Source organism: Pseudomonas sp. PSKL.D1, from assembly GCF_028898945.1.
In the GTDB taxonomy this organism is placed as follows: Bacteria; Pseudomonadota; Gammaproteobacteria; order Pseudomonadales; family Pseudomonadaceae; genus Aquipseudomonas.
On record NZ_CP118607.1, the window covers coordinates 1,085,310 to 1,107,787 of the forward strand.

The 22,478-nt window shown below is 61.7% G+C and carries 24 protein-coding genes; 13 read left to right on the plus strand and 11 right to left on the minus strand.

What is annotated here, in order from left to right:
- Window positions 1–14 precede the first annotated feature (14 nt).
- Window positions 15–791, minus strand: a complete 777-nt coding sequence (locus PVV54_RS04745) for a lysophospholipid acyltransferase family protein (RefSeq protein WP_274908830.1) — start codon at window positions 789–791, stop codon at window positions 15–17.
- On the minus strand, window positions 791–1,546 hold the full coding sequence (gene olsB / locus PVV54_RS04750) for an L-ornithine N(alpha)-acyltransferase (protein WP_274908831.1): 756 nt from the start codon (window positions 1,544–1,546) through the stop codon (window positions 791–793). Before olsB ends, PVV54_RS04745 begins: the two co-directional genes overlap by 1 nt.
- 145 nt (window positions 1,547–1,691) lie before the next feature.
- On the opposite strand from olsB, the gene PVV54_RS04755 reads away from it, so the two are divergent.
- The 6 genes from PVV54_RS04755 to PVV54_RS04780 all read left to right on the plus strand — a co-directional run bounded on the left by PVV54_RS04755 (window position 1,692) and on the right by PVV54_RS04780 (window position 6,545).
- Window positions 1,692–2,579 carry an acyl-CoA dehydrogenase gene (locus PVV54_RS04755; protein WP_274908832.1) on the plus strand — a complete coding sequence of 296 codons (888 nt, stop codon included), beginning with the start codon at window positions 1,692–1,694 and terminating at the stop codon, window positions 2,577–2,579.
- A 178-nt stretch (window positions 2,580–2,757) separates the two neighbouring features.
- Window positions 2,758–3,837: a serine hydrolase domain-containing protein gene (locus tag PVV54_RS04760; protein ID WP_274908833.1), complete on the plus strand. Its 1,080-nt coding sequence runs from the start codon at window positions 2,758–2,760 to the stop codon at window positions 3,835–3,837.
- Window positions 3,834–4,130: an amidase gene (locus PVV54_RS04765; RefSeq protein WP_274908834.1), complete on the plus strand. Its 297-nt coding sequence runs from the start codon at window positions 3,834–3,836 to the stop codon at window positions 4,128–4,130. The genes PVV54_RS04760 and PVV54_RS04765 overlap by 4 nt, the downstream gene beginning before the upstream one ends.
- A 44-nt stretch (window positions 4,131–4,174) precedes the next feature.
- Window positions 4,175–4,756 carry a YceI family protein gene (locus PVV54_RS04770; protein WP_274908835.1) on the plus strand — a complete coding sequence of 194 codons (582 nt, stop codon included), beginning with the start codon at window positions 4,175–4,177 and terminating at the stop codon, window positions 4,754–4,756.
- 1 nt (window position 4,757) lies between these two features.
- Window positions 4,758–5,915 carry a phospholipase D-like domain-containing protein gene (locus tag PVV54_RS04775; protein WP_274908836.1) on the plus strand — a complete coding sequence of 386 codons (1,158 nt, stop codon included), beginning with the start codon at window positions 4,758–4,760 and terminating at the stop codon, window positions 5,913–5,915.
- 51 nt (window positions 5,916–5,966) lie between these two features.
- A complete protein-coding gene (locus tag PVV54_RS04780; protein WP_274908837.1) occupies window positions 5,967–6,545 on the plus strand; it encodes a DJ-1/PfpI family protein in 579 nt (192 codons plus the stop codon).
- Window positions 6,546–6,664: 119 nt separating this feature from the next.
- Here PVV54_RS04780 and PVV54_RS04785 read toward each other — a convergent pair whose 3' ends face one another.
- Window positions 6,665–7,063, minus strand: a complete 399-nt coding sequence (locus PVV54_RS04785; RefSeq protein WP_274908838.1) for a nuclear transport factor 2 family protein — start codon at window positions 7,061–7,063, stop codon at window positions 6,665–6,667.
- 115 nt (window positions 7,064–7,178) lie between these two features.
- On the opposite strand from PVV54_RS04785, the gene PVV54_RS04790 reads away from it, so the two are divergent.
- Together PVV54_RS04790 and PVV54_RS04795 are read left to right on the plus strand one after the other, a co-directional pair.
- Window positions 7,179–7,769, plus strand: a complete 591-nt coding sequence (locus PVV54_RS04790) for a GNAT family N-acetyltransferase (protein WP_274908839.1) — start codon at window positions 7,179–7,181, stop codon at window positions 7,767–7,769.
- On the plus strand, window positions 7,766–8,638 hold the full coding sequence (locus tag PVV54_RS04795; RefSeq protein ID WP_274908840.1) for a carbon-nitrogen hydrolase family protein: 873 nt from the start codon (window positions 7,766–7,768) through the stop codon (window positions 8,636–8,638). Before PVV54_RS04790 ends, PVV54_RS04795 begins: the two co-directional genes overlap by 4 nt.
- Window positions 8,639–8,697: 59 nt before the next feature.
- Here PVV54_RS04795 and PVV54_RS04800 read toward each other — a convergent pair whose 3' ends face one another.
- The gene (locus tag PVV54_RS04800; protein ID WP_274908841.1) at window positions 8,698–10,221 is read right to left on the minus strand and encodes a fumarate hydratase; all 1,524 of its coding nucleotides are present in this window, start codon (window positions 10,219–10,221) and stop codon (window positions 8,698–8,700) included.
- A 249-nt stretch (window positions 10,222–10,470) separates the two neighbouring features.
- Here PVV54_RS04800 and PVV54_RS04805 point away from each other — a divergent pair, with 249 nt between their 5' ends.
- Complete coding sequence (locus PVV54_RS04805) at window positions 10,471–11,391, plus strand: iron-sulfur-binding ferredoxin reductase (RefSeq protein WP_274908842.1); 921 nt, start codon at window positions 10,471–10,473, stop codon at window positions 11,389–11,391.
- Here the strand turns inward: PVV54_RS04805 and PVV54_RS04810 are convergent.
- Both PVV54_RS04810 and pyk read right to left on the minus strand, forming a co-directional pair.
- Window positions 11,375–12,670 carry a hypothetical protein gene (locus PVV54_RS04810; protein ID WP_274908843.1) on the minus strand — a complete coding sequence of 432 codons (1,296 nt, stop codon included), beginning with the start codon at window positions 12,668–12,670 and terminating at the stop codon, window positions 11,375–11,377. The two genes, PVV54_RS04805 and PVV54_RS04810, sit on opposite strands and share 17 nt — an antisense overlap.
- 154 nt (window positions 12,671–12,824) lie before the next feature.
- Window positions 12,825–14,276: a pyruvate kinase gene (gene pyk, locus PVV54_RS04815; RefSeq protein WP_274908844.1), complete on the minus strand. Its 1,452-nt coding sequence runs from the start codon at window positions 14,274–14,276 to the stop codon at window positions 12,825–12,827.
- Between the two features lie 181 nt (window positions 14,277–14,457).
- Between pyk and PVV54_RS04820 the strand changes: the two genes are divergently transcribed.
- The 3 genes from PVV54_RS04820 to sbcB all read left to right on the plus strand — a co-directional run bounded on the left by PVV54_RS04820 (window position 14,458) and on the right by sbcB (window position 16,813).
- On the plus strand, window positions 14,458–14,847 hold the full coding sequence (locus tag PVV54_RS04820; protein ID WP_274908845.1) for a tetratricopeptide repeat protein: 390 nt from the start codon (window positions 14,458–14,460) through the stop codon (window positions 14,845–14,847).
- A gap of 123 nt (window positions 14,848–14,970) precedes the next feature.
- Window positions 14,971–15,330 (plus strand): PilZ domain-containing protein, encoded by a 360-nt coding sequence (locus PVV54_RS04825; protein WP_274908846.1) that lies wholly within the window; start codon window positions 14,971–14,973, stop codon window positions 15,328–15,330.
- 46 nt (window positions 15,331–15,376) lie between these two features.
- Window positions 15,377–16,813, plus strand: a complete 1,437-nt coding sequence (gene sbcB / locus PVV54_RS04830) for an exodeoxyribonuclease I (protein WP_274908847.1) — start codon at window positions 15,377–15,379, stop codon at window positions 16,811–16,813.
- A 68-nt stretch (window positions 16,814–16,881) separates the two neighbouring features.
- On the opposite strand, the gene mvaT is transcribed toward sbcB, so the two are convergent.
- Window positions 16,882–17,259, minus strand: a complete 378-nt coding sequence (mvaT, locus tag PVV54_RS04835; RefSeq protein WP_274908848.1) for a histone-like nucleoid-structuring protein MvaT — start codon at window positions 17,257–17,259, stop codon at window positions 16,882–16,884.
- A gap of 298 nt (window positions 17,260–17,557) precedes the next feature.
- Between mvaT and purU the strand changes: the two genes are divergently transcribed.
- The gene (gene purU, locus PVV54_RS04840) at window positions 17,558–18,409 is read left to right on the plus strand and encodes a formyltetrahydrofolate deformylase (protein WP_274908849.1); all 852 of its coding nucleotides are present in this window, start codon (window positions 17,558–17,560) and stop codon (window positions 18,407–18,409) included.
- 248 nt (window positions 18,410–18,657) lie between these two features.
- Here purU and PVV54_RS04850 read toward each other — a convergent pair whose 3' ends face one another.
- The 4 genes from PVV54_RS04850 to PVV54_RS26535 all read right to left on the minus strand — a co-directional run bounded on the left by PVV54_RS04850 (window position 18,658) and on the right by PVV54_RS26535 (window position 22,416).
- Window positions 18,658–19,650 (minus strand): lysylphosphatidylglycerol synthase transmembrane domain-containing protein, encoded by a 993-nt coding sequence (locus PVV54_RS04850; RefSeq protein ID WP_274908851.1) that lies wholly within the window; start codon window positions 19,648–19,650, stop codon window positions 18,658–18,660.
- Entirely contained in the window at window positions 19,647–20,411 is a 765-nt protein-coding gene (locus tag PVV54_RS04855) for a DUF2334 domain-containing protein (RefSeq protein WP_274908852.1), read from the minus strand. Before PVV54_RS04855 ends, PVV54_RS04850 begins: the two co-directional genes overlap by 4 nt.
- Window positions 20,404–21,525 (minus strand): glycosyltransferase family 4 protein, encoded by a 1,122-nt coding sequence (locus tag PVV54_RS04860; protein ID WP_274908853.1) that lies wholly within the window; start codon window positions 21,523–21,525, stop codon window positions 20,404–20,406. The genes PVV54_RS04855 and PVV54_RS04860 overlap by 8 nt, the downstream gene beginning before the upstream one ends.
- Window positions 21,526–21,651: 126 nt before the next feature.
- Window positions 21,652–22,416: a methyl-accepting chemotaxis protein gene (locus PVV54_RS26535; RefSeq protein WP_446731450.1), complete on the minus strand. Its 765-nt coding sequence runs from the start codon at window positions 22,414–22,416 to the stop codon at window positions 21,652–21,654.
- Between the last annotated feature and the right edge of the window lie 62 nt (window positions 22,417–22,478).

Sequence of the window (22,478 nt, forward strand, 5' to 3'; positions counted from 1 at the left end):
GGGTCGGCATCAGGTCATGCCGCTTGTGACACGACCTCGACCTCTTGCACCCCGAACATCGCCCTGTGAATGGCTTGCTGAGCTTGAAGCGCCAGCGCTGCCCGTTCCTTCCCCACGCTGCCGATCGGTTGCAGCAGATGAATGCACACCTCGCCGCGAGGGTGGGCAAACAGCCGCATCAGGTGCGAGACCAGGTCATCATCGCCAATGAACGGCGCAATCGGGTCAGCTTTACCCTCACGCAGGTACTGAATCGCCACTGGCTGCACCGCCACACCCCGATCAATGGCACCGGCCAGCAATCGGCCATGGAAGGTACGCAACTGGCGCCCGTCGGTGGTGGTGCCTTCGGGGAATATCAGCAGCGGACGGGCAAGCCCCAGTTGGCCGCTGATTTCTTCACGCAGGCGTTGGGCATCGCCACCGCCACGGCGGATGAACAGCGTGCCGGCCTTTTCCGCCAGCCAGCCGGCCACGGGCCACTGGCGCACCTCAGCCTTGGACAGGAATGACAGCGGCAGCAGCATGCCGAGCAGCGGAATGTCGGTCCAGGACACATGGTTGCTGACCCACAGCATCGGCCGTTGCGGCAGTTGGCCAATTACCCGCACATTGAACGGCAAGGCCCCGACCAGCTGCTTCATGAACAGGCAAGTCCAGCGTTGACGGCGCTCGATGGGGGCCTTCAGCCCCAGGCGTTCGCCCAGGGCGATCACGCTGGCCATCAGCATGCCAAGTAGCAGCACCAGCAACAGGCGCGAGAGGCGGGCGAGCACCCGCAGCCTAGGCATCAGACAGCCGCCTTGAAGTGGCGGGCGTAACGCGGGCACAGGTCGTCGCGCTTGAGCAGGATGAACACGTCGGCCACCTGGAAGTCCTCATCCCAGCACGGCTCGCCACAAATCTTCGCGCCCAGGCGCATGTAAGCCTTGAGCAACGGTGGCATTTCGGCAATGACGTTGCCGGGCAGGGCCAGGGTGGGCAGCGGGTTTTTCGGTTCGGCACGCAGATGTTCGGTGCACAGGTAGCGCTCGCGCAGGCGCTGCATGACCGCATGCGCCTGCACGCCGCCGTCTTGCATGGGGATGCTGGCGCAGCCCATCAGGTAGCTGTAGCGGCCTTCGTTTAGCACTTCGGCCAACTCGCCCCAGAGCACCGCGATGGTGCCGCCGTTGCGGTAATCAGGGGCCACGCAGGTACGGCCCAGTTCAAGGATCGGGCCTTGCAGTTGCAGCAGGCCATGCAGGCTGAATTCTTCTTCGCTGTAGAAGCGCCCCAGGCTGCTGGCGGCCTGGTGGTCGAGCAGTCGGGTGGTGGCCACCAGTTCGCCGGTGCTCAGGTCGCGCACACCGATGTGGCGGCAGTGCTCGTCGTAGTCATCCATGTCCAGGCCCTGTTCGGCGCCTTTGAGCTTGGCCTTGAATTCTGCGCTGAACACCTTGTAGCGCAGGGCCTGTGCTTCCTGCAGGGCCGCAGCGCCGACCAGGCGTTCGGCTTGCAGACGGCGTTCAGTGCTGTTGTCGCCAGAGTGAGCGATCCGAGTCATTACGAGTCTCCATAAGCCAGCCATGAAGGGTTGCGGCCGGTCGGCTTTGTTGTGCAAAGTCAGCCTAGGTAGGCGCGGTGTCACCTCGGTGAATCTTTGGTGATGCTTGCGTGACAGCCCCGACAATTACAGCGAGGAGTAAGCAATGGCCTGGTTGCAGCGACTCAACGACCCGTTCCGCCAACCGCTGGCCGGCAGCCTTGGTGAGGTGTATGCGACCCAGCTTGAACGGCTGGGGGCGGCTAGCCCGTTTGAGCTGGCAGTGCTGGGCGGGCGGGCCATGGCCACGCCGGGCCTGGCTTTTCTGATCGGTTACCAGGCGGCTTTGCGCGTGCTGTGGCCCAGCGCCCCGGCCAGCCTTGGCGCGCTGTGCGCCACCGAGCGGCGCAGCGTGCGGCCGGCAGACATGCAAACGCGCTTGAAGGACTTGCGGCTGACCGGCAGCAAAGACTTCGTGACTGCCGGGCTTGATGCCGAATGGTTACTGGTGGCCGCACGCTGCGAAGAAGCGGGCGAGGCGCCACGGCTGAACCTGGCGGTGGTCTACCCGGGCGAGCATGGCGTAACGCTGGAAGCACTGCCCACACTGCCGCTGATGCCAGAGGTTGGTCACGGCCGCCTGCACCTTGACCAGGCAGCCTGCGAGTTGCTGGCCGGCGATGGTTGGGATGCTTACGTCAAACCGTTCCGCTCGCTGGAAGACTTGTACGTGTTGGCGGCGCTGGTGGCCTGGCTGTATGGCGTAGCACAGGAAAGTGGCTGGCCGCAGGCGCTGCGTTTGCGCCTGCTGGCGTTACTGGCGGGTTGTTCAGAGGGCAGCCGGCAGTGTGCCGACAGCACGGGGTGCCATTTGCTGCTGGGGGGGCTGTTTGCCGAATTTCAGGCGCTGCGTGAAGCCATCGATGCGGCGCTCAGGGTGGGGCCAGAGGCATGGGCTCAACTGTGGCAACGGGACCAGGGAGTGCTGGCGCTCGCGACGGCTGCCCGGGATAAACGCCTGGACAAGGCCTGGGCTGCTGCGGGATTGTCGTGAAGGCCTGATAGGGTTGTGTGGCCTTCTGAATCCTGGGGCCGCTTTGCGACCCTTTCGCGACGCAAGGCCGCTCCTACAGGTAGCGCATCCGGTCTGAACTGCCGCGATTCCTTGTAGGAGCGGCCTCGTGTCGCGAAAGGGCTGCGCAGCAGCCCCAAAATTGCGAGCCTGAAACGCGATGCTGAAAGGTCTGCTATTGGTTCTTTTTGTTGTCATGGCTTGCGCCAAGGCTGAAGACTGGCCTGACCCTGAATGGCAGGTCGCCCCTGTAACCCTCAACTGGCAGGCCGTCGACAACTACGCCTTCCCCGCCCGCACCCCCGCCCGCAACGGCATCCGCACCGATGCGCTGTTGATCATCCGGGATGGCCGAATCCTTCATGAACGTTACGTGGCCCCCACCACCGCCAGCACGCCCCACCTGACCTGGTCGGTGAGCAAGAGCGTGCTGGCCACGCTGTTGGGCGTGGCGTTGGGTGAAGGGCGGTTTCACCTGCACGACCCGGTGGCGCGCTTCTATCCCGCCATGCAAGCGCACCCGAATGTACAAATGGTCGACCTGTTGCACTGGGCGAGTGGTCTGGAGTGGCAAGAAGACTATGAGTACGCGCCGCTGAAGTCGTCAGTGGTGGCCATGCTGTACACCCGAGGCCGCCACGACATGGCGGCCTACGCGGCTGCGCACGGCACTGGCGTGGCGCCAGGCCAGCGCTTTCACTATTCCAGTGGCGACAGCAACGTACTGGCCGCCGCATTGCGCGGCATGCTGGACGCGGGCCGGTACGCCGATTACCCGTGGCAGGCCTTGTTCACGCCGTTGGGCATCGACAGCGCCGTTTGGGAGCGCGATGCAGCCGGGACATTTATAGGCTCGTCCTACCTTTACCTCAGTGCCCGTGACCTGGCGCGTATCGGCTTGTTGATGCAGCGTGAGGGGCAGTGGGCTGGCCGCCAGTTGCTGCCGGCGAGTTGGGTAGCCTTTGCCCGCACGCCCTTCCAGCAGGCAGAAGCGGTACCCGGTGAAGCCAACCCCGGTGGGCATTGGTGGCTCAACCGCCCGCTGCCCGGCGCTGCCGCGCCCTGGCCCGATGCGCCGCCAGATACCTACGCGGCCCTCGGCCACTGGGGCCAGGCCCTGTATGTAGTGCCGAGCCGCAAGCTGGTGATCGTGCGTTACGCCGATGATCGCGACGGCCGCTTCAGCCATAACGAGCTGCTCAAACAGGTGCTGGCGGCATTGCCGGGGGAGGGCTCATGAAGCGTCTGTTGCTGCTGATGATTGTTGCCCTGCTGGGCTGGGCCTGGCTCGAGCGTCAAGCGCTGGCGGACTTCCCCGGCATCCTTTCGGCCTACTCGGCCAAGGAGTACTGCTCGTGCCGCTTTGTCATGGGCTTTGATGAAGGCTACTGCCGCGGGTACGTGAAGCAGTGGCTGCCATTGACCCTGCTGGAAGAGAACAGCCAGCAGCGGCAGGTAACAGCCGCCGGCCTGGGCCAACGCAGCCAAGCCGCCTGGCAGGGGGCGCGCGAGGGTTGCCGCTTGCTGCCGTGAAGGCGGGCGGGTAAGGTTGACGGTCAAGTTTCACGAGATCTGTCATGTTCAAGTTGCCCCGTCTTTTGCCTGCCTTGCTGCTGGCTTTGTGCCTCCCTGCCCACGCCAACTGGCACCTTGATGCCGAGTCATCAAGGTTGTCATTCATCACGGGCAAGAACGGTGATACCGCCGAGGTGCACCGGTTTCTGGTCATGCATGGCACGGTAGACCGCAAGGGCGCGGCGGCACTGCGCATCGAGATGGATTCGGTCAGCAGCGGCATCCCGTTGCGTGACGAGCGCATGCGCGAAGACTTGTTCGAAGTCGAGCGCTTCGCCGAAGCCTCGGTGAAGGCGCAGATCGATTTGCGCCCGATCAACGACCTGGCCAATGGTGCGCAGATTGAACTGCGCTTGCCGCTGACCGTGACGCTGCATGGCCAGTCCCACAGCTACAACGTGCTGCTGCTCGCCACCCGGCTGGACGAGCGACGCTTCCAGGTCGTGACGCTGGAGCCGCTGATCCTGCGTGCCAACGATTTTGGCCTGCTGCCCGGGCTGGAGACCCTGCGCAAGTTCGCCAAGCTCAAATCCATCAACCCCACGGTGCCGGTCAACGCGGTGCTGATTTTCAACGCGCGCTGACATGCCGGGGCCGGTCTTCCCCTGGCGGGATGGCAATCAATTCGAACTGCTGATCGATGGCCCCGAGTTCTTTCCGCGCATGCTGCAGGCGGTTGCATGTGCCGAGTTCCAGGTGGACCTGGAGTTGTATCTGGTTGAGGGCGGCGCGTGCGCCGAGACGGTGGTCGAAGCCCTTGAACAGGCAGCCCGGCGCGGCGTGCGGGTGCGCTGCCTGTTCGATGATTATGGGTCGTTGGCCTTCAACACGGCGTTACGCCAGCGCCTGACCGAGGCGGGTGTGTACCTGCGCTGGTACAACCGCCTGCGCTGGCGCCGTTGGCTGCGCAACCTGTATCGCGACCACCGCAAGATTATGCTGGTGGATGAGCGCTGGGCCGTGGTGGGCGGCACGGGCGTGACCGACGAATTCTGGACCCCTGGCGAGGCCACCAGCGAGTGGCACGAAGTCATGGTGCAGATGCAGGGCCCGGTAGTGCGCGACTGGCAGCTACTGTTCGACCGCCAGTGGCACGCCAACAACCGCCGCACCGCGTGGCGCCCGCCCGAAGGCTTTGGCCTGCCGCGGTTGCCCAAGGTGCCGCTGCAGGGGCAGGGCATGGGCCGGGTGGCGTATGCCGACGCCCGCCAGCACAAGGACATCCTGCATTCGCTGGTGCGCGCCCTCAACAGCGGCAAGCAGCGCGTGTGGCTGGCAACGCCGTACTTCCTGCCCACTTGGAGTGTACGCCGCTCGCTGCGTCGCGCCGCCAGCAAGGGGGTGGATGTGCGGCTGCTGTTGACCGGGCCGCGCACCGACCACCCGTCGGTACGGTATGCGGGGCATCGCTACTATCCGCGCTTGTTGCGGGCGGGTGTGCGCATCTTCGAGTATCAGCCGTGCTTTTTGCACTTGAAGATGGCGTTGGTGGACGACTGGGTCAGCGTCGGCTCCTGCAACTTCGACCACTGGAACCTGCGTTTCAACCTGGAGGCGAATGTTGAAGCGCTGGACCCGTCGTTGACCGCTGCTGTAAGGGCCAGCTTCGAGCGCGATTTTGCCTTGAGCGAAGAAGTTGACCTGGACCACTGGAATGCCCGGCCATTTTGGCGTCGGGTAAAGCAGCGGATCTGGGGCTGGATTGACCGGCTGGTGGTCAACTTGCTCGACCGCCGGGACTGACAGCGGCTATCGTTCGGTGACTGTTTTCAGTTAACCGAGGGAGTGGGTGAGATGACGGCGAAAAAGATTCTCATGCTGGTGGGCGATTACGTCGAAGACTACGAAGCGATGGTGCCGTTCCAGGCCTTGAGCATGGTAGGTCATACCGTTCACGCGGTTTGCCCGGAAAAGATTGCCGGGCAGACAGTACGTACGGCCATCCACGATTTTGAGGGCGAGCAGACCTACAGCGAAAAGCCCGGGCACAACTTTGCCCTGAACTTTGATTTCGTGCAGGTGCGGGCCGAAAGCTATGACGCCTTGTTGATTCCCGGCGGGCGTGCGCCGGAGTACCTGCGCTTGAATGACAAGGTGCTGGACCTGGTGAGGGCGTTTAACCAGGCCGGCAAACCGATTGCGGCGGTGTGCCATGGCGCGCAGTTGCTGGCGGCGGCGGGGGTGCTGGAAGGGCGAGAATGCAGCGCCTACCCGGCGTGCGCGCCGGAGGTGCGGTTGGCCGGCGGCACGTTCATCGACATCGCGGTAGACCAGGCGCATGTGGATGGCAACCTGGTGACGGCACCAGCCTGGCCAGCGCACCCGGCGTGGTTGGCGGCTTTTCTAAAGGTCCTGGGAACGCGTATTTCCTGACTGCCGCAATTCCTGTAGGAGCGGATTCATCCGCGATGCAGACGACGCGGTGGATGGCACCGGCTGCGCCGGTGATCGCGGGTAAACCCGCTCCTACACGACGGTGATTGCCTGAACGATCACTCCACCTGCTCAACCCAATCATTCAGGTTGTAGTAGTTGGTCACCCGGGCAATCTTCCCGCAGTGAATGTAGAAAAACGCCCCCGCCGGCAGCACATAGGTCTGCCCACTGGCCGCCGGCAGCCCCTCGTCATCGGCAATGTACTCGCCATGCACCGTGAACTCCGCCGCCGCCCGGCTGCCATCGGCGTTCTGCATCACCACGATGTCAGCCAGGCGTTCGCGGTAGCAGCGGTTCATCTTGTCCATGAACGCGGCAAACCTTGCCTTGCCCATTTGCCGCTCACCCTGGTTGATGTCGTGAATCACGTCTTCGCTGAGCAGCGAGAGGAAGGCGGGCATGTCACCAGCATTGAAGGCGGTGTAGTAGGCATTTACCAGTTCGGTAGCGGTCATGGAACATTACCTGTCGTGTAGGGGAAAGGTGGCGGGTTGGTTCGGATGATAGGGTTTCCCTCCAAGCCCGGCTTAGCCGAGCGCGTCATCCACATCGACAAAACGACCGCCAAGCATGGAAATACGCCTGTTGCACGGCGCCGCTATCGCGCCTTACCTCGATGACCTTGCTCGCCTGCGCCTGACCGTGTTTCGCGAGTTTCCCTACCTCTACGAAGGCACCCCCGAGTACGAAGCCGATTACCTGGCTGCCTATGTGCGCTCCGGGCGCAGCCTGGTGGTGCTGGCAGTTGACGACGGCCATGTGGTCGGTGCCTCGACCGGTGTACCGCTGGTGGACGTGGGCCCGCAGTTCCAGCAGCCGTTCATTGCCCAGGGCCGCGATCCGGCTGGCGTCTATTACTTCGGGGAGTCACTGGTGTTGCCCGAGTACCGGGGCCGCGGCCTGGGCGTGCGCTTTTTCATCGAGCGCGAGTCTTACGCCCACAAGCTGGCCGAGTTCGATTACTGCGCGTTCTGTGCAGTCGAACGGCCCGGCGTACACCCACTGCGCCCTGCGGACTACAAGCCGCTGCAAGGTTTTTGGCGCAACCGGGGCTTTTTGCACGACCCTTCACTGCGCACCCATTACGCCTGGCGTGACCTGGATGCAGACGAGAGCTCTGAAAAAATCATGTCGTTCTGGCTCAAGGCGCTGCCGGTATGACGCGGTTGGCAGCCTGCCAGTACGCAATCGAGCTGCATGAAACCTGGGATGCCTACGCCAGCCATCTCGAAGCGCTGTGTGCCGAGGCGGTGGAATCTGGCGCTGAACTGCTGCTGTTGCCGGAGTACGCGGGGTTGGTGCTCAGCGGCCAGTTACCGGTACATCAGCGCAGTGATCTGAAGGGTTCGATAGCCGGCATTCAGCCGTTGATTGAGCCTTGGTTGGCGTTGTGCGAACGGATTACCCGGCGCTGGGGCGTGTATCTGCAACCGGGTAGCCTGCCGGTGCTCGACCCTGATGGCTGCTACCGCAACCGCGCCTGGCTGTTTGGCCCTGAGGGGCTGGTGGGGCATCAGGACAAATTGATGATGACTCGCTTCGAGCGTGAGCAGTGGGGCATCGAGGCGGGGCAGGGCCTTAAGGTGTTTGACACGGCGTTGGGGCGGCTAGGCATTCTGATCTGCTATGACAACGAGTTCCCGATGTTGGCTCGGCACTTGGCTGAAGCAGGTGCCGACCTGATCCTGGCACCGAGCTGCACCGACACCGTGGCAGGTTTTTACCGGGTGCGCATTGGTGCCCAGGCGCGCGCCTTGGAAAACCAGATTGCCGTGTTGCAAAGCCCTACGGTGGGGGTGGCGCCGTGGTCGCCTGCACTGGATGAGAATGTGGGGCGGGCCGGGCTTTATGTGCCGCCGGATCATGGAATGCCGGGGGATGGGGTAGTTGCTACGAGTGACGAGCTGAACCCTGCCACCAGTCGATGGTTGGTGTGTGAGGTGGATCTTGAGCAGGTTCGGCGGGTGAGGCGGGAAGGGCAAGTGTTTACAAGACGGGATTGGCCGGAGCAGTTTGACAGGCTTGTCTAGAACTGTGGCGCCTGCTTCGCGGGTTTACTCGCGAAGCAGGCGCCGCAGTTACATCAAGCTTACTTCACTTCAACTGCCAGGCTCTCGGCAATCTTGCCCTGCCACAGGGCAGGGCCAGTGATGTGCACGGACTCACCGTTGCTGTCGACGGCCACGGTTACCGGCATGTCTTTCACTTCAAACTCGTAGATCGCTTCCATGCCCAGCTCGGCGAAGGCCAGGACCTTCGACTTGCGGATGGCCTGGGCCACCAGGTAGGCAGCGCCACCCACGGCCATCAGGTACACGGCTTTATTGTCCTTGATCGCCTCGATGGCGGTCGGGCCACGTTCGGACTTGCCGATCATGCCCAGCAGGCCGGTTTGCTCAAGGATCTGGCGAGTGAACTTGTCCATGCGGGTAGCGGTGGTCGGGCCAGCCGGGCCAACCACTTCGTCACCGACCGGGTCGACCGGGCCAACGTAGTAGATGAAGCGGCCTTTGAGGTCCACCGGCAGCTCTTCGCCACGGTTGAGCATTTCGACCATGCGCTTGTGCGCAGCGTCGCGGCCGGTGAGCATCTTGCCGTTGAGCAGGATGGTTTCGCCCGGTTTCCAGCTGGCGACTTCTTCCGGAGTGATGTCATCCAGGTTCACGCGGCGGGCGCTTGGGCCGGCTTCCCAGACGATTTCCGGGTAGGCGTCCAGCGACGGCGCTTCCAGCTCGGCCGGGCCGGAGCCGTCCAGCACGAAGTGCGCGTGGCGGGTGGCGGCGCAGTTCGGGATCATGCACACCGGCAGCGAAGCGGCGTGGGTCGGGTAGTCCATGATCTTGACGTCGAGCACGGTGGTCAGGCCACCCAGGCCCTGGGCGCCGATGCCCAGTTGGTTGACCTTCTCGAACAGCTCCAGGCGGATTTCTTCCAGGCGGTTCTGCGGGCCACGGGCTTTCAGCTCATGGATGTCGATGGACTCCATCAACACTTCCTTGGCCATGACCGCGGCTTTTTCGGCAGTACCGCCGATGCCGATGCCCAGCATGCCAGGTGGGCACCAGCCAGCGCCCATGGTCGGAACGGTCTTCAGTACCCAGTCCACGATCGAGTCGGACGGGTTGAGCATGGCCATTTTCGACTTGTTCTCGGAACCGCCGCCCTTGGCAGCCACGTCCACTTCGACCTTGTCGCCAGGGACGATCGAGTAATGGATCACGGCCGGGGTGTTGTCTTTGGTGTTTTTGCGGGCACCGGCCGGGTCGGCCAGGATCGAGGCGCGCAGGACGTTCTCAGGCAGGTTGTAGGCGCGGCGCACGCCTTCGTTGATCATGTCGTCGACGCTCAGGGTGGCGCCGTCCCAGCGCACGTCCATGCCCACGCGCACGAACACGGTGACGATACCGGTGTCCTGGCAGATCGGGCGGTGGCCGGTGGCGCACATACGCGAGTTGATCAGGATCTGGGCGATCGAGTCGCGTGCAGCGGGCGATTCTTCACGCAGGTAGGCTTCGTGCATCGCCTGGATGAAATCAACGGGGTGGTAGTACGAGATGAATTGCAGTGCGTCGGCGACGCTCTGAATCAGGTCGTCTTGCTTGATCACGGTCATGCAGCGCGCTCCTCTTAAAGACGGGAACATTCATTACGGCGCTCGACGGTGCCGACCAGCGTGTCGAAGCGCCTGCAAGGCGCCGGCAGGTCAGGCCGACGGAAAAAGGCGCGGCAGTATAGCGCGGCTGGGCCGGGGAAACACCTGCGGCTGGTCTGGACCATGGTCGGCAGTGGGGTGGGCATTGTTTTTGCTGGCGTTGGGCGCTTGGCTTACAGTGGAAGCCTGATACCTGGAGAAAGACCCATCATGCCCGAACTCTGCGTGGGCGAACGCTGCTGGACCGTGCCCACCGGCAGCAACCTGCTCGATGCCTTGAACGAGGCCGGGTTGAATGTGCCATACAGCTGCCGCGCCGGCAGTTGCCACGCTTGCCTGGTGCATTGCCTGGAGGGGCAGCCGGCGGATGCGTTGCCGGAAGCCTTGGCGTTCGAAAAGCACGCACAGGGTTGGCGGCTGGCTTGCCAGTGCCGAGTAGTGGATGACTTGCGTGTGGCGGTGTTCGACCCCCGGCAAGACGGCCTGCCCGCCGAGGTGTGTACGGTGGATTGGCTGGGGGATGTGTTGCGCCTTCGCCTCAAGCCGCAACGCGCATTGCGTTACCAGGCTGGGCAGCATCTGGTGCTGTGGAACGGGGCGGTTGCGCGGCCCTATTCACTGGCCAGCCTGCCGGGTGAGGATGGATTTCTGGAGTTTCACATCGACTGCCAGCGCAGCGGTGCATTCTGCGACATGGCCCGCCAGTTGCGTATTGGCGATGAGTTGCGCCTGGGCGAACTCAGAGGCGGTGCGCTGCATTATGACCCGGACTGGCAAGCAAGACCGCTTTGGTTACTGGCAGCGGGCACCGGGCTGGCGCCGTTATGGGGCATTTTGCGTGAGGCGTTGAGGCAGGGGCATCAAGGCGAGATCACGCTGATGCACATGGGCACGCACTATCTCACCCGTGAACTTGGCGAGTTGGCCAGGCAGCATCCGTCACTTCATGTCGAAATGGTCAATGGGGCTGAGTTCGATCAAGCACTTGCTGCGTTACGGCTGGCGTCCAGGCAAACCGTGGCGCTTGTCTGCGGGGCGCCAAAGCGAGTTGAACAGTTTGCAAAGCGCCTGTTCATTGCTGGCTTGCCGCGCAACCAGCTGTTCGCTGATGTGTTCACCGAGCATGTTTGATTGAAACAGCGTGCAAGTGTGCAATGAATCCGGTGAAGGCGCCTGGCACTTGTGTCTGGCCGAGTACCAGCAACTGGTCTTCGCCTGTGATTTCACATGCCGTGGGGAAGTTGATCATTCTTGCGCTGATCGTAGTGATTGATGGGAGGTCCGGTAAACCATTTGCACTGAACCGGGCCAGGATAGTTGGCATGTTGCCTGCCGCAATGGTGTTCTGCCCTACGGCGATAATGTCCCCCGAGGCGTGAATGACGACTTGGTGCCAGAGCACCTGGCTTTGATTCTCTGGTATGACCGGTTCGCGCTTGAACGCGTTATCGGGCGTACCGTCTTCATAAAGTACCGACGAGAGAAGCCCGGCGCGCTCTGCATTTTGGCCGCAACCGATGATTCTTTGTTTTGATACGACAGCGACATGCTTGATTGCCTGCAAGTCGGCAAAGTCTGCGAAACCCTGATTACCGAAACCAGGTGCGTACGCACCGTCGTGTGCAAGCCTTGCGACAAAAGCCCCGGAAAACTTAAGGTCAGCGGTCTGCCTGCTGGCGCCGATCAGAATGGATGCATCGTCCATGGCTAAGGCGTGCCCGTACACCACGCCGTCACTGCCATCTGGCCGTTCCAGGTACTTGTACCCCGTACCGTTGAAGGTTTTTACCCAGTTGCCATCCCAGTCGAACATCATCACGACAAGGTCGTATCCGTAGTAATTGCCGAAAACGATGAAACCGTTTTCGATGGGCTTCATTTGCCAGTTGGCTGTAAGGGCCGCAGCTAGCGTACGCGTTTGCGAAAGCCTGTTGAAGGCCGTCTTGAATTTAGGCCGCACGTTGGTGCTAACCGCTTCAGGCCGCTTGATTGCCAAATGCCCGCTGTTCTGAAAACGCCCGTCCAGAGTGCCATCCGCATTGAAGCGGGCCAGTGCCGGCATTTGTTCGAAAAGGGTGGTGTAGGTCATGCCCAGCACCATGAACTGATCCTGCCCTTCGTGTACCCGGTGTATGAGGTGGTAGCCCGTAGATATATAGCCAGGCAGAAACGTGCCGGTGGTTTTGCCGCCATTGCCGAAATTACTGTCGAAACAACAGTCGTCTTTCAGGCGGAAAATCGCGTATCCGGTGTTGTAGCCTTCGCCCGTGTAGGCACTGCCCACATAAACCCGGCCATTGCCCACTTTCACGGAGGTGGCAATGCCGGCGATATCGGGTTCGAAGATTTTCAGTGGGTGGAGGGGATCGAACGGAAACGCTGAGCTGCCTTGGGCCTTCATGGCTTTCATCCCGTCGCTGCTGGTGCTGGGCCTTGATCATCCATGGGCAGGCGCGGGTCTGACAACTGGCAGAAATAACAGGTGGGAGTAATATCAGCGGCGCTCTTTTGACAATAAAAAAGCCCTGCGACTCTCATCGCAGGGCTCTTGTACACAGCAGGCTTCAGACCAGCGGGTCACCCACGTGCAGGATCTTCATCCCGTTGGTGCCACCGATGGTGTGGTAGCTGTCACCCTTGGTCAGGATCACCCAGTCACCTTGCTCCACCAGCCCACGCTTGAGCAGCTCGTCGACCGCCGCCTGGCTCACCTTGTCGGCCGGCAGCGAGGCCGGGTCGAAGGCAATCGGGTAGACGCCGCGGAACATGTTGGCGCGCGCCTGGGTGGCGCGGTGCGGCGACAGGGCGAAGATCGGCACGTGCGAGCGCAGGCGCGACATGATCAGCGGGGTGTAGCCACTCTCGGTCAGGGCGATGATCGCTTTTACGCCCGGGAAGTGGTTGGCGGTGTACATGGCCGCCAGGGCGATGCTTTCGTCGCAGCGCTCGAAGGTGGTGTGCAGGCGGTGGCTGGACTTCTGGCTGGTCGGGTGCTTTTCGGCGCCCGAGCAGATACGAGCCATGGCCTGAACGGCTTCGATCGGGTACGAACCGGCGGCACTTTCGGCCGACAGCATCACCGCATCGGTGTTGTCCAGCACGGCGTTGGCCACGTCGGACACTTCGGCACGGGTCGGCATCGGGTTCTGGATCATCGACTCCATCATCTGGGTCGCCACGATCACCGCTTTGTTGTTGCGGCGGGCGTGCTGGATGATCTTCTTCTGGATGGCGATCAGCTCGGCGTCGCCGATTTCCACACCCAGGTCTCCACGGGCCACCATCACGGCGTCGGAAGCGAGGATCAGCTGGTCGAGGGTTTCGTCGTCGGCCACGGCTTCGGCGCGTTCGATCTTGGCCACCAGCCAGGCGCTGCCGCCGGCTTCGTCACGCAGCTTGCGCGCGTATTCCATGTCGCTGGCGTCACGCGGGAACGACACGGCCAGGTAGTCCAGGTCCATTTCCGCGGCCAGCTTGATGTCGGCCTTGTCTTTTTCGGTCAGGGCCGGGGCGGTCAGGCCGCCACCCTTGCGGTTGATGCCTTTGTGGTCGGACAGCGGGCCGCCGATGATCACCACGCAGTGCAGGGCATCAGCGGTGGCGGTTTCGACGCGCATGACCACGCGGCCGTCGTCCAGCAGCAGTTCGTCACCGACGCCGCAGTCCTTCACCAGGTCGGGGTAGTCGATACCGACGATGTCCTGGTTGCCTTCGGTCAGCGGGTGGGCGGTGGAGAAGGTGAACTTGTCACCCACTTTCAGTTCGATGCGCTTGTTGCTGAACTTGGCGATGCGGATCTTCGGACCCTGCAGGTCGCCCAGCAGTGCGACATGGCGGCCGTTCTTGGCGGCGATGTCACGGATCAGGCGGGCGCGGGCCTTGTGCTCGTCCGGGGTGCCGTGGGAGAAGTTCAGGCGTGCCACGTCCAGGCCGGCAAGGATCAGCTGTTCGATCACTTCCGGCGAGTTGCTGGCGGGGCCAAGGGTGGCGACGATTTTGGTACGGCGGATGGTCATGCACAGACTCCTATAGTGAAGCGCAGCGAAAGGCTACTCCTCAATTGCGCTGTAGTCATTGTTCCGTTGCACTACCTGCGACCAATGCAGGGTGGCAATTGAACGGGCAGGGGTATGCTTGCAGAAGGCTGTGAAGATTTGCCGGCAATGGCCGATACACTGGCATCAAAGGAGACCCCCCATGCGCGCCCTGATCGTTTTAGCCCTGGCGGCCGCCAGCACTGTCGGCTGCACCCGTTGGTCGATGGACCACCACTTGAACAATGCTTACCGCGCCTACGACCGTGGCGATTGCCAGAAGGTCATGCTGGAGTTGTCGCAGGTCGACCGTACCAGCCGGTCGCGGCCGTTCATTCATCCGGAAGTGTCGCTGTTGCGTGGCCAGTGTCTTGAGCGCCAGCAGCTTTTCGTGGATGCTGCACAAACATATGAATATCTGATTCAGCAGTATCCGCGCAACGAATACGCCTATCGGGCCAAGGCCCGCCTGCAAACCCTGGAGAAGCTCGGGCATTACCGTGGCAATGCGCCTGCGGTGGCCAGCCCGGTGAATACCTCTCCTTGGCGTTAACACCAAGGTGTCGTTTATTTCACGGGATTTGCACACCGTGCTGCGCTAACCTGTAAATCAGTTGTTACAGCAACCGCCAGTTCCACGTATTCCTGGCATCAGGTACGGACAGCACTCGCGATCATGTTCAACAAGCGCCATATCGAACGCCATCAGTTGCCTTGTGTACTCAAGGTTTACAACCGTTTTACCGACCAGCCGATCGGGCAGCTGGGTAATGCCTCCGAAGACGGGTTGATGCTGATAAGCCAGCTTCCTGTGCTGGTGGGGCCTGACTTCGAGTTGCAGCTGCGTTTGCCACTGGGCGGCGGCGGTTTTCAATACATCAACCTGACCGCCAGTTGCCTGTGGTGCCGCGAAGATCAGACGCCTGGCCACTACGACTCGGGCTTCATGCTGTTGCAGGCGCCGCACGAGTACGACGAGTTCGTGCGTTCGCTGCGTGATTATTTCAGTTTCCGCCCGGCCAACGCTCGCGTCTGAGGCTGTGTCCGCTAGAATCGGGTCGATCTAGAAACAGGACGACCCCGTGACTTCCAGCATTTTCTGGCACGACTACGAAACCACTGGCATCAACCCGCGCTGCGACCGCCCTTTGCAGGTTGCAGGGGTGCGCACCGACCTTGATCTGAACGAGATCGAGGCGCCCATCAATCTTTACTGCCAACCCTCTGCCGACATCCTGCCGCACCCGGCCGCCTGCCTGGTAACCGGGATAACGCCTCATCAGCTGGCGACCCAAGGTGTATGCGAGGCCGAATTCATGACCCGGGTGCATGAGCAACTTGCTCGCCCGGGCACGTGCAGTGCGGGCTACAACACCTTGCGCTTTGACGACGAAGTGACCCGTTACAGCCTGTACCGCAATTTTTTTGACCCGTATGCCCGTGAGTGGCAGGGGGGCAACAGCCGTTGGGACTTGATCGACGTAGTGCGCACGGCCTATGCCTTGCGCCCTGAAGGCATCGAGTGGCCACAGCAGGATGGCCGCACCAGCCTTCGCCTGGAACTGCTCAGCAAGGCCAATGGCATCGACCACGGCCATGCGCACGAGGCACTTTCCGACGTGCGGGCAACCATTGCATTGGCACGGTTGATACGGCAGAAACAACCCAAATTGTATGAATGGCTGTTCCAGTTGCGCAGCAAGCATAAAGTGATGGAACAGATCCGTTTGTTACAGCCGCTGGTGCATATATCGGGGCGCTTCTCGGCAGCGCGCAACTATCTTGGCGTGGTTTTGCCATTGGCGTGGCACCCGCGTAACCGCAATGCACTGATTGTGTGCGACCTGCATCAGGAGACCCTACCTTTAATAAGGGAAGAAGCTGACGTGCTTCGTGAGCGTTTGTACACGCGTCATGAGGAATTGTCTGACGGACAATTCCCGGTGCCGCTCAAGTTGGTGCAGATCAATCGCTGCCCGGTAGTAGCACCACTGTCGGTATTGCGCCCTGCAGATCAGCAACGCCTGGGTATCGACTTGGCGGTTCTGCAAGCGCGCGCGGACGCGTTGGCCAAACAACAACACGTTTGGCAGGACAAGCTGGCGCATATTTACGGCAAGGAAGACTTCGCGCCCAACGAAGACCCTGAACAGCAACTGTATGATGGTTTTCTCAATGACCGTGATCGCCGCTTGTGCGAACAAGTTCGCACCCTGGACCCTTCTCAGTTAGGGCAGGGGCACTGGATGTTTGATGATGCGCGCCTGCCTGAACTGTTGTTCCGTTACCGGGCTCGCAACTTCCCCGAGACCTTGAACAGCGAAGAACGCCAGCGTTGGTTTGGCTTTTGCCAGCAACGGTTAAGCGACCCGCAGTGGGGCGCCCCCAATACCCTGGGTGACTTCGAGCAGGCGTTGCAGACGGCCCTGGCCAGTGCCGACGATGGCGGGCGCCGTGTACTGGAGGCTTGGCAAGGGCATGCCCGGAAATTGTCAGAGCAATTTGCCATTAGCCTTTGAAGGGGTAAATAAAAACGCCGGCATCAAGCCGGCGTTTTTTTAGCGGGTACCGCTTAGTGCGTGGAGTATCAGTCCAGCAGGGTAGCCCAGCCTTCAACCACATCGCCACCCCACTTGGCTTTCCACTCTTTCAGGGTTTTGTGGTTGCCGCCTTTGGTTTCGATGATTTCACCGTTGTGCGGGTTTTTGTATTGCTTGACCTTACGCGCGCGCTTGGTGGTAGCAGGTTTCAGGCCGCCGCGTGGTGCTTTGCTCAGTTTCGATTCTGGGTCGAGCAGCGCAATGACGTCACGCAGCGACTTGGAGTATTCACCCATCAGAGCGCGCAGTTTGCCTTCGAACTCCAGTTCTTGTTTCAGCTTGTCATCCTGCGACAGGTTGGCCAGGCGGGCCTGAAGTTCCTTGATGGCTTCTTCGGTAGCGCGGTATTCGTTGATCAGGGACATGGAGTGTTCCTTGTTGCGTGTTCAGAATGTGTGGGGGCAATAATAGACAGGCACAACTCGCAAGTAAACATATTAATTGCACGCACAACTCTATAAAGAGTGGCTGTGACAAAATATCTCAAGGTTAAGAAAAATTTACATATGGCCCTGTAAAACGTCATGTATGGCATGTGCGTGTTGCTGCACTGGAGGAGTGCCGCCTTTGGCTGGGGGTGGAGGCGGCCGTACAGATGATTACTGCGTTTTTGCTGGAGGGCCGCTAGAATAAGCGCCTTTGCGAAGTTCTGGAGTCTATTTCATGCGCACCTATCGTCTGGTGATCGCTTGCCCCGACCGTGTTGGCATCGTGGCGAAGGTCAGTAATTTCCTGGCCTTGTATAACGGCTGGATCAACGAAGCCAGTCACCACTCCGATGAGCAGAGTGGTTGGTTCTTCATGCGCCATGAAATTCGTGCCGAATCATTGCCGTTTGGTATCGAGGCTTTCCGTGAAGCCTTTGCGCCGATCGCCGAAGAGTTCTCCATGACTTGGCGTGTCACCGATTCGGCCCAGAAAAAGCGTGTGGTCTTGATGGCCAGCCGCGAGTCCCACTGCCTGGCGGATTTGTTGCACCGCTGGCACACCGACGAACTGGATTGCGAGATCCCGTGCGTGGTTTCCAACCACAACGACCTGCGCAGCATGGTCGAGTGGCATGGCATTCCGTTCTTCCATGTACCGGTCGACCCAAAAGACAAGGCACCGGCGTTCGCCGAAGTGTCGCGCCTTGTGCAGGAGCATGGGGCAGATGTGGTAGTGCTGGCGCGCTACATGCAAATTTTGCCGCCGCAACTGTGCCAGGACTATGCCGAGAAGGTCATCAACATTCACCACAGCTTCCTGCCGTCGTTCGTGGGGGCCAAGCCATATCATCAGGCAGCGCTGCGCGGTGTGAAACTGATTGGCGCGACTTGCCACTATGTGACCGAAGAGCTGGATGCCGGCCCGATCATCGAGCAGGACGTGGTGCGCGTGAACCACGCCGATAGCATTGAAGACATGGTGCGTTTCGGGCGTGACGTGGAGAAGATGGTGCTGGCCCGTGGCCTGCGTTATCACCTTGAGGACCGTGTGTTGGTACATGGTAACAAGACGGTTGTGTTTGACTGATCGCGTTGTGTGATGGCTGTGGCCGACGCCGTGGATGGCACCGGCTTTGCCGGTGTTCGCGGCTGAAGCCGCTCCTACAGGTACTGCGCCCGGTGCAAGGAGAGAGTTCATGGCAGACCCTGCCGACAAGGGCACTGCTGCGCCGCTACCCACTTTGGGTGAAGGCTGCCTGGCCCGGTACGATCCCGACGCGATGAGCGAAAACCACGGCACCGACTTTCCTGGTGCTGCAGACCTCTGGCGCCAGCTCAGCCCGCCTGACGCCGCCAGCGCTCCAGCAATGGACGCGCCAGCAGGCAGACAAACACCGGGCCGCCCGCCAGCAGATAAAAGTAGTAAGTAACTGCCCGCCAGATCAGGATTGCCGCAGCGGCGGTAGAGCTGCCCACCCATGGCGACAACAGGCTGGCCGACGTCAGCTCGGCCGCGCCTGCTCCCCCGGGCAACAGGCTGAACTGCCCGGCACTGAGTGACAGCATCTGCACCAGAAAGCTTGGGATCCAGGACAGTTCCACGCCCAGCCCCTGCAGCACCAGGTACAACACGCTGTAGCGCAAGCCCCAGTGCACGCAGGTGAGGGTGAAGACCAAGGCCAATGTGCGTTTGGGTAATTGCCAGGTTTGCCCGAGGGCGCCAACAAAGTGCAATGCCTTGCGCGCCCAGCGCCTCCTGCGTTGCTGCGACACCCCGATGCGCTGAAGAAACCGACCATTCAGCCGCATGGCCGCGCGCCTGTACTTGACCAACCCGATAATCGCGGCCACTGCTGCGCACAGGAGCAACGCGCTGCTCAGCAGCAGGTCTTCCTGCCGTTGGCCAAGGCTGTGAAACAGTGCGTAGCCGGCAATGGCCAGCAGCGCGCAAAAGAAAAACAGCAGGTCGTTCAGTTGATCCGTGGCGAATACCGCTCCGCTGTGCGCCGGGCCGATGCGGTCACGGGCGAGTAGTGCCATCAGGGTCAGCGGCCCGCCACTGCCGGCAGGGGTTGTGCAAATGGCGAACTCGGTGGCCATCACCACGCCGAGGCTGCGAACCCAGCCTATTTTTTCTCCGTGTTGGCCAAGCAGCAGGCGCAGGCGGATCGCGTTGATGACCCAGCACAGCACGATCATGCCCAGCAACGTCAGCAGCAGGCCACGGTCAAAGGCCATCAGCTTTGGCAGCAGCTCATCTCCGCCCAGCAGGGTTGGTATCAGCACTGCACAGAGCAAGGCCAGCAGCAGCCAGCCGTAGCGGTTCATGCCATGACCTGGCGATCCAGCCAGGCGGATTTGGTCAGTGGCTCGCGGCCTTGCAGCAATAGGGCGTCGAGGGTGCGCAGCCAGTAGTTGCGCGAGGAGCGGTGGCGCATGTCGACTGGGTGCAGGCCAAGGCGCAGGGTTTCGGCAGTGCGCCAGCGTCGGCATTGCCAGTCGCAGACAACCCGTGACAAGCCGCGGCGCCAGGCACTGCGTGCACTCCACACCAGGCCCGGGGCCTCAAATGCAGTGAAGTCTGGCAAGCGGTACAAATGCCGTGGCGTGCTGGTGTAGCGCAGGGGTAGCTGGCACAAGGCCTGGCGGGTGCCTGGGCTCATCAGCCAGGCGGGTGCAACGAAGCCGGCGACTGGCCAGCCTTGCCGGTCGAACAGGGCAAGCCCTTCTTCCAGGCGTTGCAGGGCCTGAAGTTGGTCCAGTGCGTAGAATTCGCCTTCATGGGTGTAGATGCGCCGCATGAAAAACTCGCCGGGGGTGCGGGGCGATGGCCCGTCGTCGGCGTGAAAATAACCGTGCAGTGCCAATTCGTCACCGCGAGCCAGGCGCCGGTCCAGCAGCTTGCAGAAGGTGGGAGCGCGCGCCAGCAGGTTGCGGTGGTGGAAGTCCGGCACCACCAGCCAGGTCATGGGCACATTGCCCATTTCGTCCACTGCCTGGACGAAGGGTTCGTAATCGGGCCATGTTTCCGGAGCGATGTCATGCAGTACCAGCATCACGCTGCCGGGCGAACTGTTGGCTTCAACCATGGGCGCGTACCTGGGGCTGGTGGCCGAGCACGGCCTGGTAGTGCTGGAGCAGCCCGGTTACCACGTTGTCCCATGAATACTGCTGTTCCACATGCCGCCGGGCCTGGGCACCCAGTTTTCGCACGCCGTCTTCGAACGTTTCACGCACGGCACTCGCCATGGCGTGCGCATCGTTGGGGTGGCACAAGCGCCCGCATTGCTCATTGACGATTTCGCCAAAGGCGCCTGCGCGCACGGCCACTACCGGCGTGCCGCTGGCCATGGCTTCGAGGATGACCAGGCCAAAGGTTTCCTGGTCGCCTGCATGCACCAGCAGGTCGGCGCTGGCCATCAGCCGGGCAACTTCATGGGAGGGGCAGAAGTTATCGATCACGCTGACATTGCCGGGCACGCTGGTGGGCATGCTCGAGCCGACCAGCAACAGGTGATACGGGTGGCCGAGGTGCTGCATGCATTCCAGCAGTACCGACAGGTTTTTCTCTCGCGAACCACGGCCTGCATAGATCAGCAGCCGGCTGGTGTCAGGGATGCCCAGTTCGGCCCGCAACAGTGGGTCGCGGTGCAGTGGGTTGAAGGTAGCCAGGTCCACACCCAGCCGTTGCACATGCACATTGTTTACGCCCAGGCGGCGCAACTTGTCGGCCATCACCTGGCTGGGTGCCAGTACCCGGTCGAAATTGCCGTATAGCTTGCTCACATAAGCTTCGACGTTGGGCGTGAACCAGTTGCCCATGCGGTTGCTGACCAGCAGCGGCAGGTCGGAGTGGTAAAAGCCGATAACCGGCACATCAAGCTTGCGCCGGGCCTCCAGGGCGGCCCAGGCGGTCAGGTACGGATCGCCGACTTCGATCAGGTCTGGCTGGAGGCGGCGCAGTACGTTGCACCAGGGGGCGAGCCGCACAGGGAAACGGTAGCCATTGCCGAACGGCAGGGGAGGGGCTGGCACTTCGTGGATGCCACCACTCTGGCGGGCGATGGCACCGGGGATCAGCAGGCTGTGACGTACGCCCTGAAAGGCATCGAGGCGGTGGTGTTTGGCATCAAGATACGTCCTTACACCGCCGCTGGCGGGGGCGTAGAACATGGTGATGTCGGCGATGTGCACGATCAGCATCCCTCCGGGATCGTCCTCGGGTGTGTCATCTGTGCGATGACGCGCCTGAAGGTTGACCTTATAGAAGGATAGTTTGTTCGATCGGGTTGGTAGGGGGCTGCGCCGCCCCCTTCCCGGTGTTTCAGGTCAAATTCGGAAACTTCCTACGAGCTGTTTCAACCGACCAGCCTGTTGTTCCAGGTCCGAGCACGCCCGCAGGGTGGCCTGCAGGTTTTCCACGCCCTCCTGGTTCAGCATGTTGATTTCACTGATGTCCATGTTGATCGAGTCGACCACGGCGGTCTGTTCTTCGGTGGCGGTGGCCACTGACTGGTTCATGCCGTCGATCTCGCCGATGCGTACGGTGACACTGTCCAGGCGTTCGCCGGCCTGGTTGGCGATCTGCATGCTGTCCTGGCTGTGGCGTTGGCTTTGGCTCATGGTGTCGACCGACTCCCGGGCGCCCACTTGCAGCTCCTCGATCATGCTTTGCACTTGCTGCGCCGATTCCTGGGTGCGATGTGCCAGGTTGCGCACTTCGTCGGCCACTACCGCGAAGCCGCGGCCTGCTTCGCCGGCGCGGGCGGCCTCGATTGCAGCGTTCAGCGCCAGCAGGTTGGTTTGCTGGGAAATACTGGTGATCACTTCGAGGATCTGGCCGATGTTCACGGTCTTGCTGTTGAGGGTCTCGATGTGCGCGCTGGAGCTGACGATCAGGTCAGACAAACGGTTCATGGCTTCGATGTTGCGCGTTACGACTTGTTGGCCTTCCTCGGCGAGCAGGCGCGCCGAGCTGGCGTGCTGGGATGCCTGGGCGGCGTTGCCGGCAATTTCCTGCGTGGCGGCGCCCAGTTCGTTGATGGCGGCGGCCACGCTGTTGGTGCGGTTGGCCTGTTCGTCGGAGTTGGCCATCGAAGAGTTCGATGCGCTGATCACCCGCAGGGCCACTTCATTGACGTGCTCGGTAGCCGAGG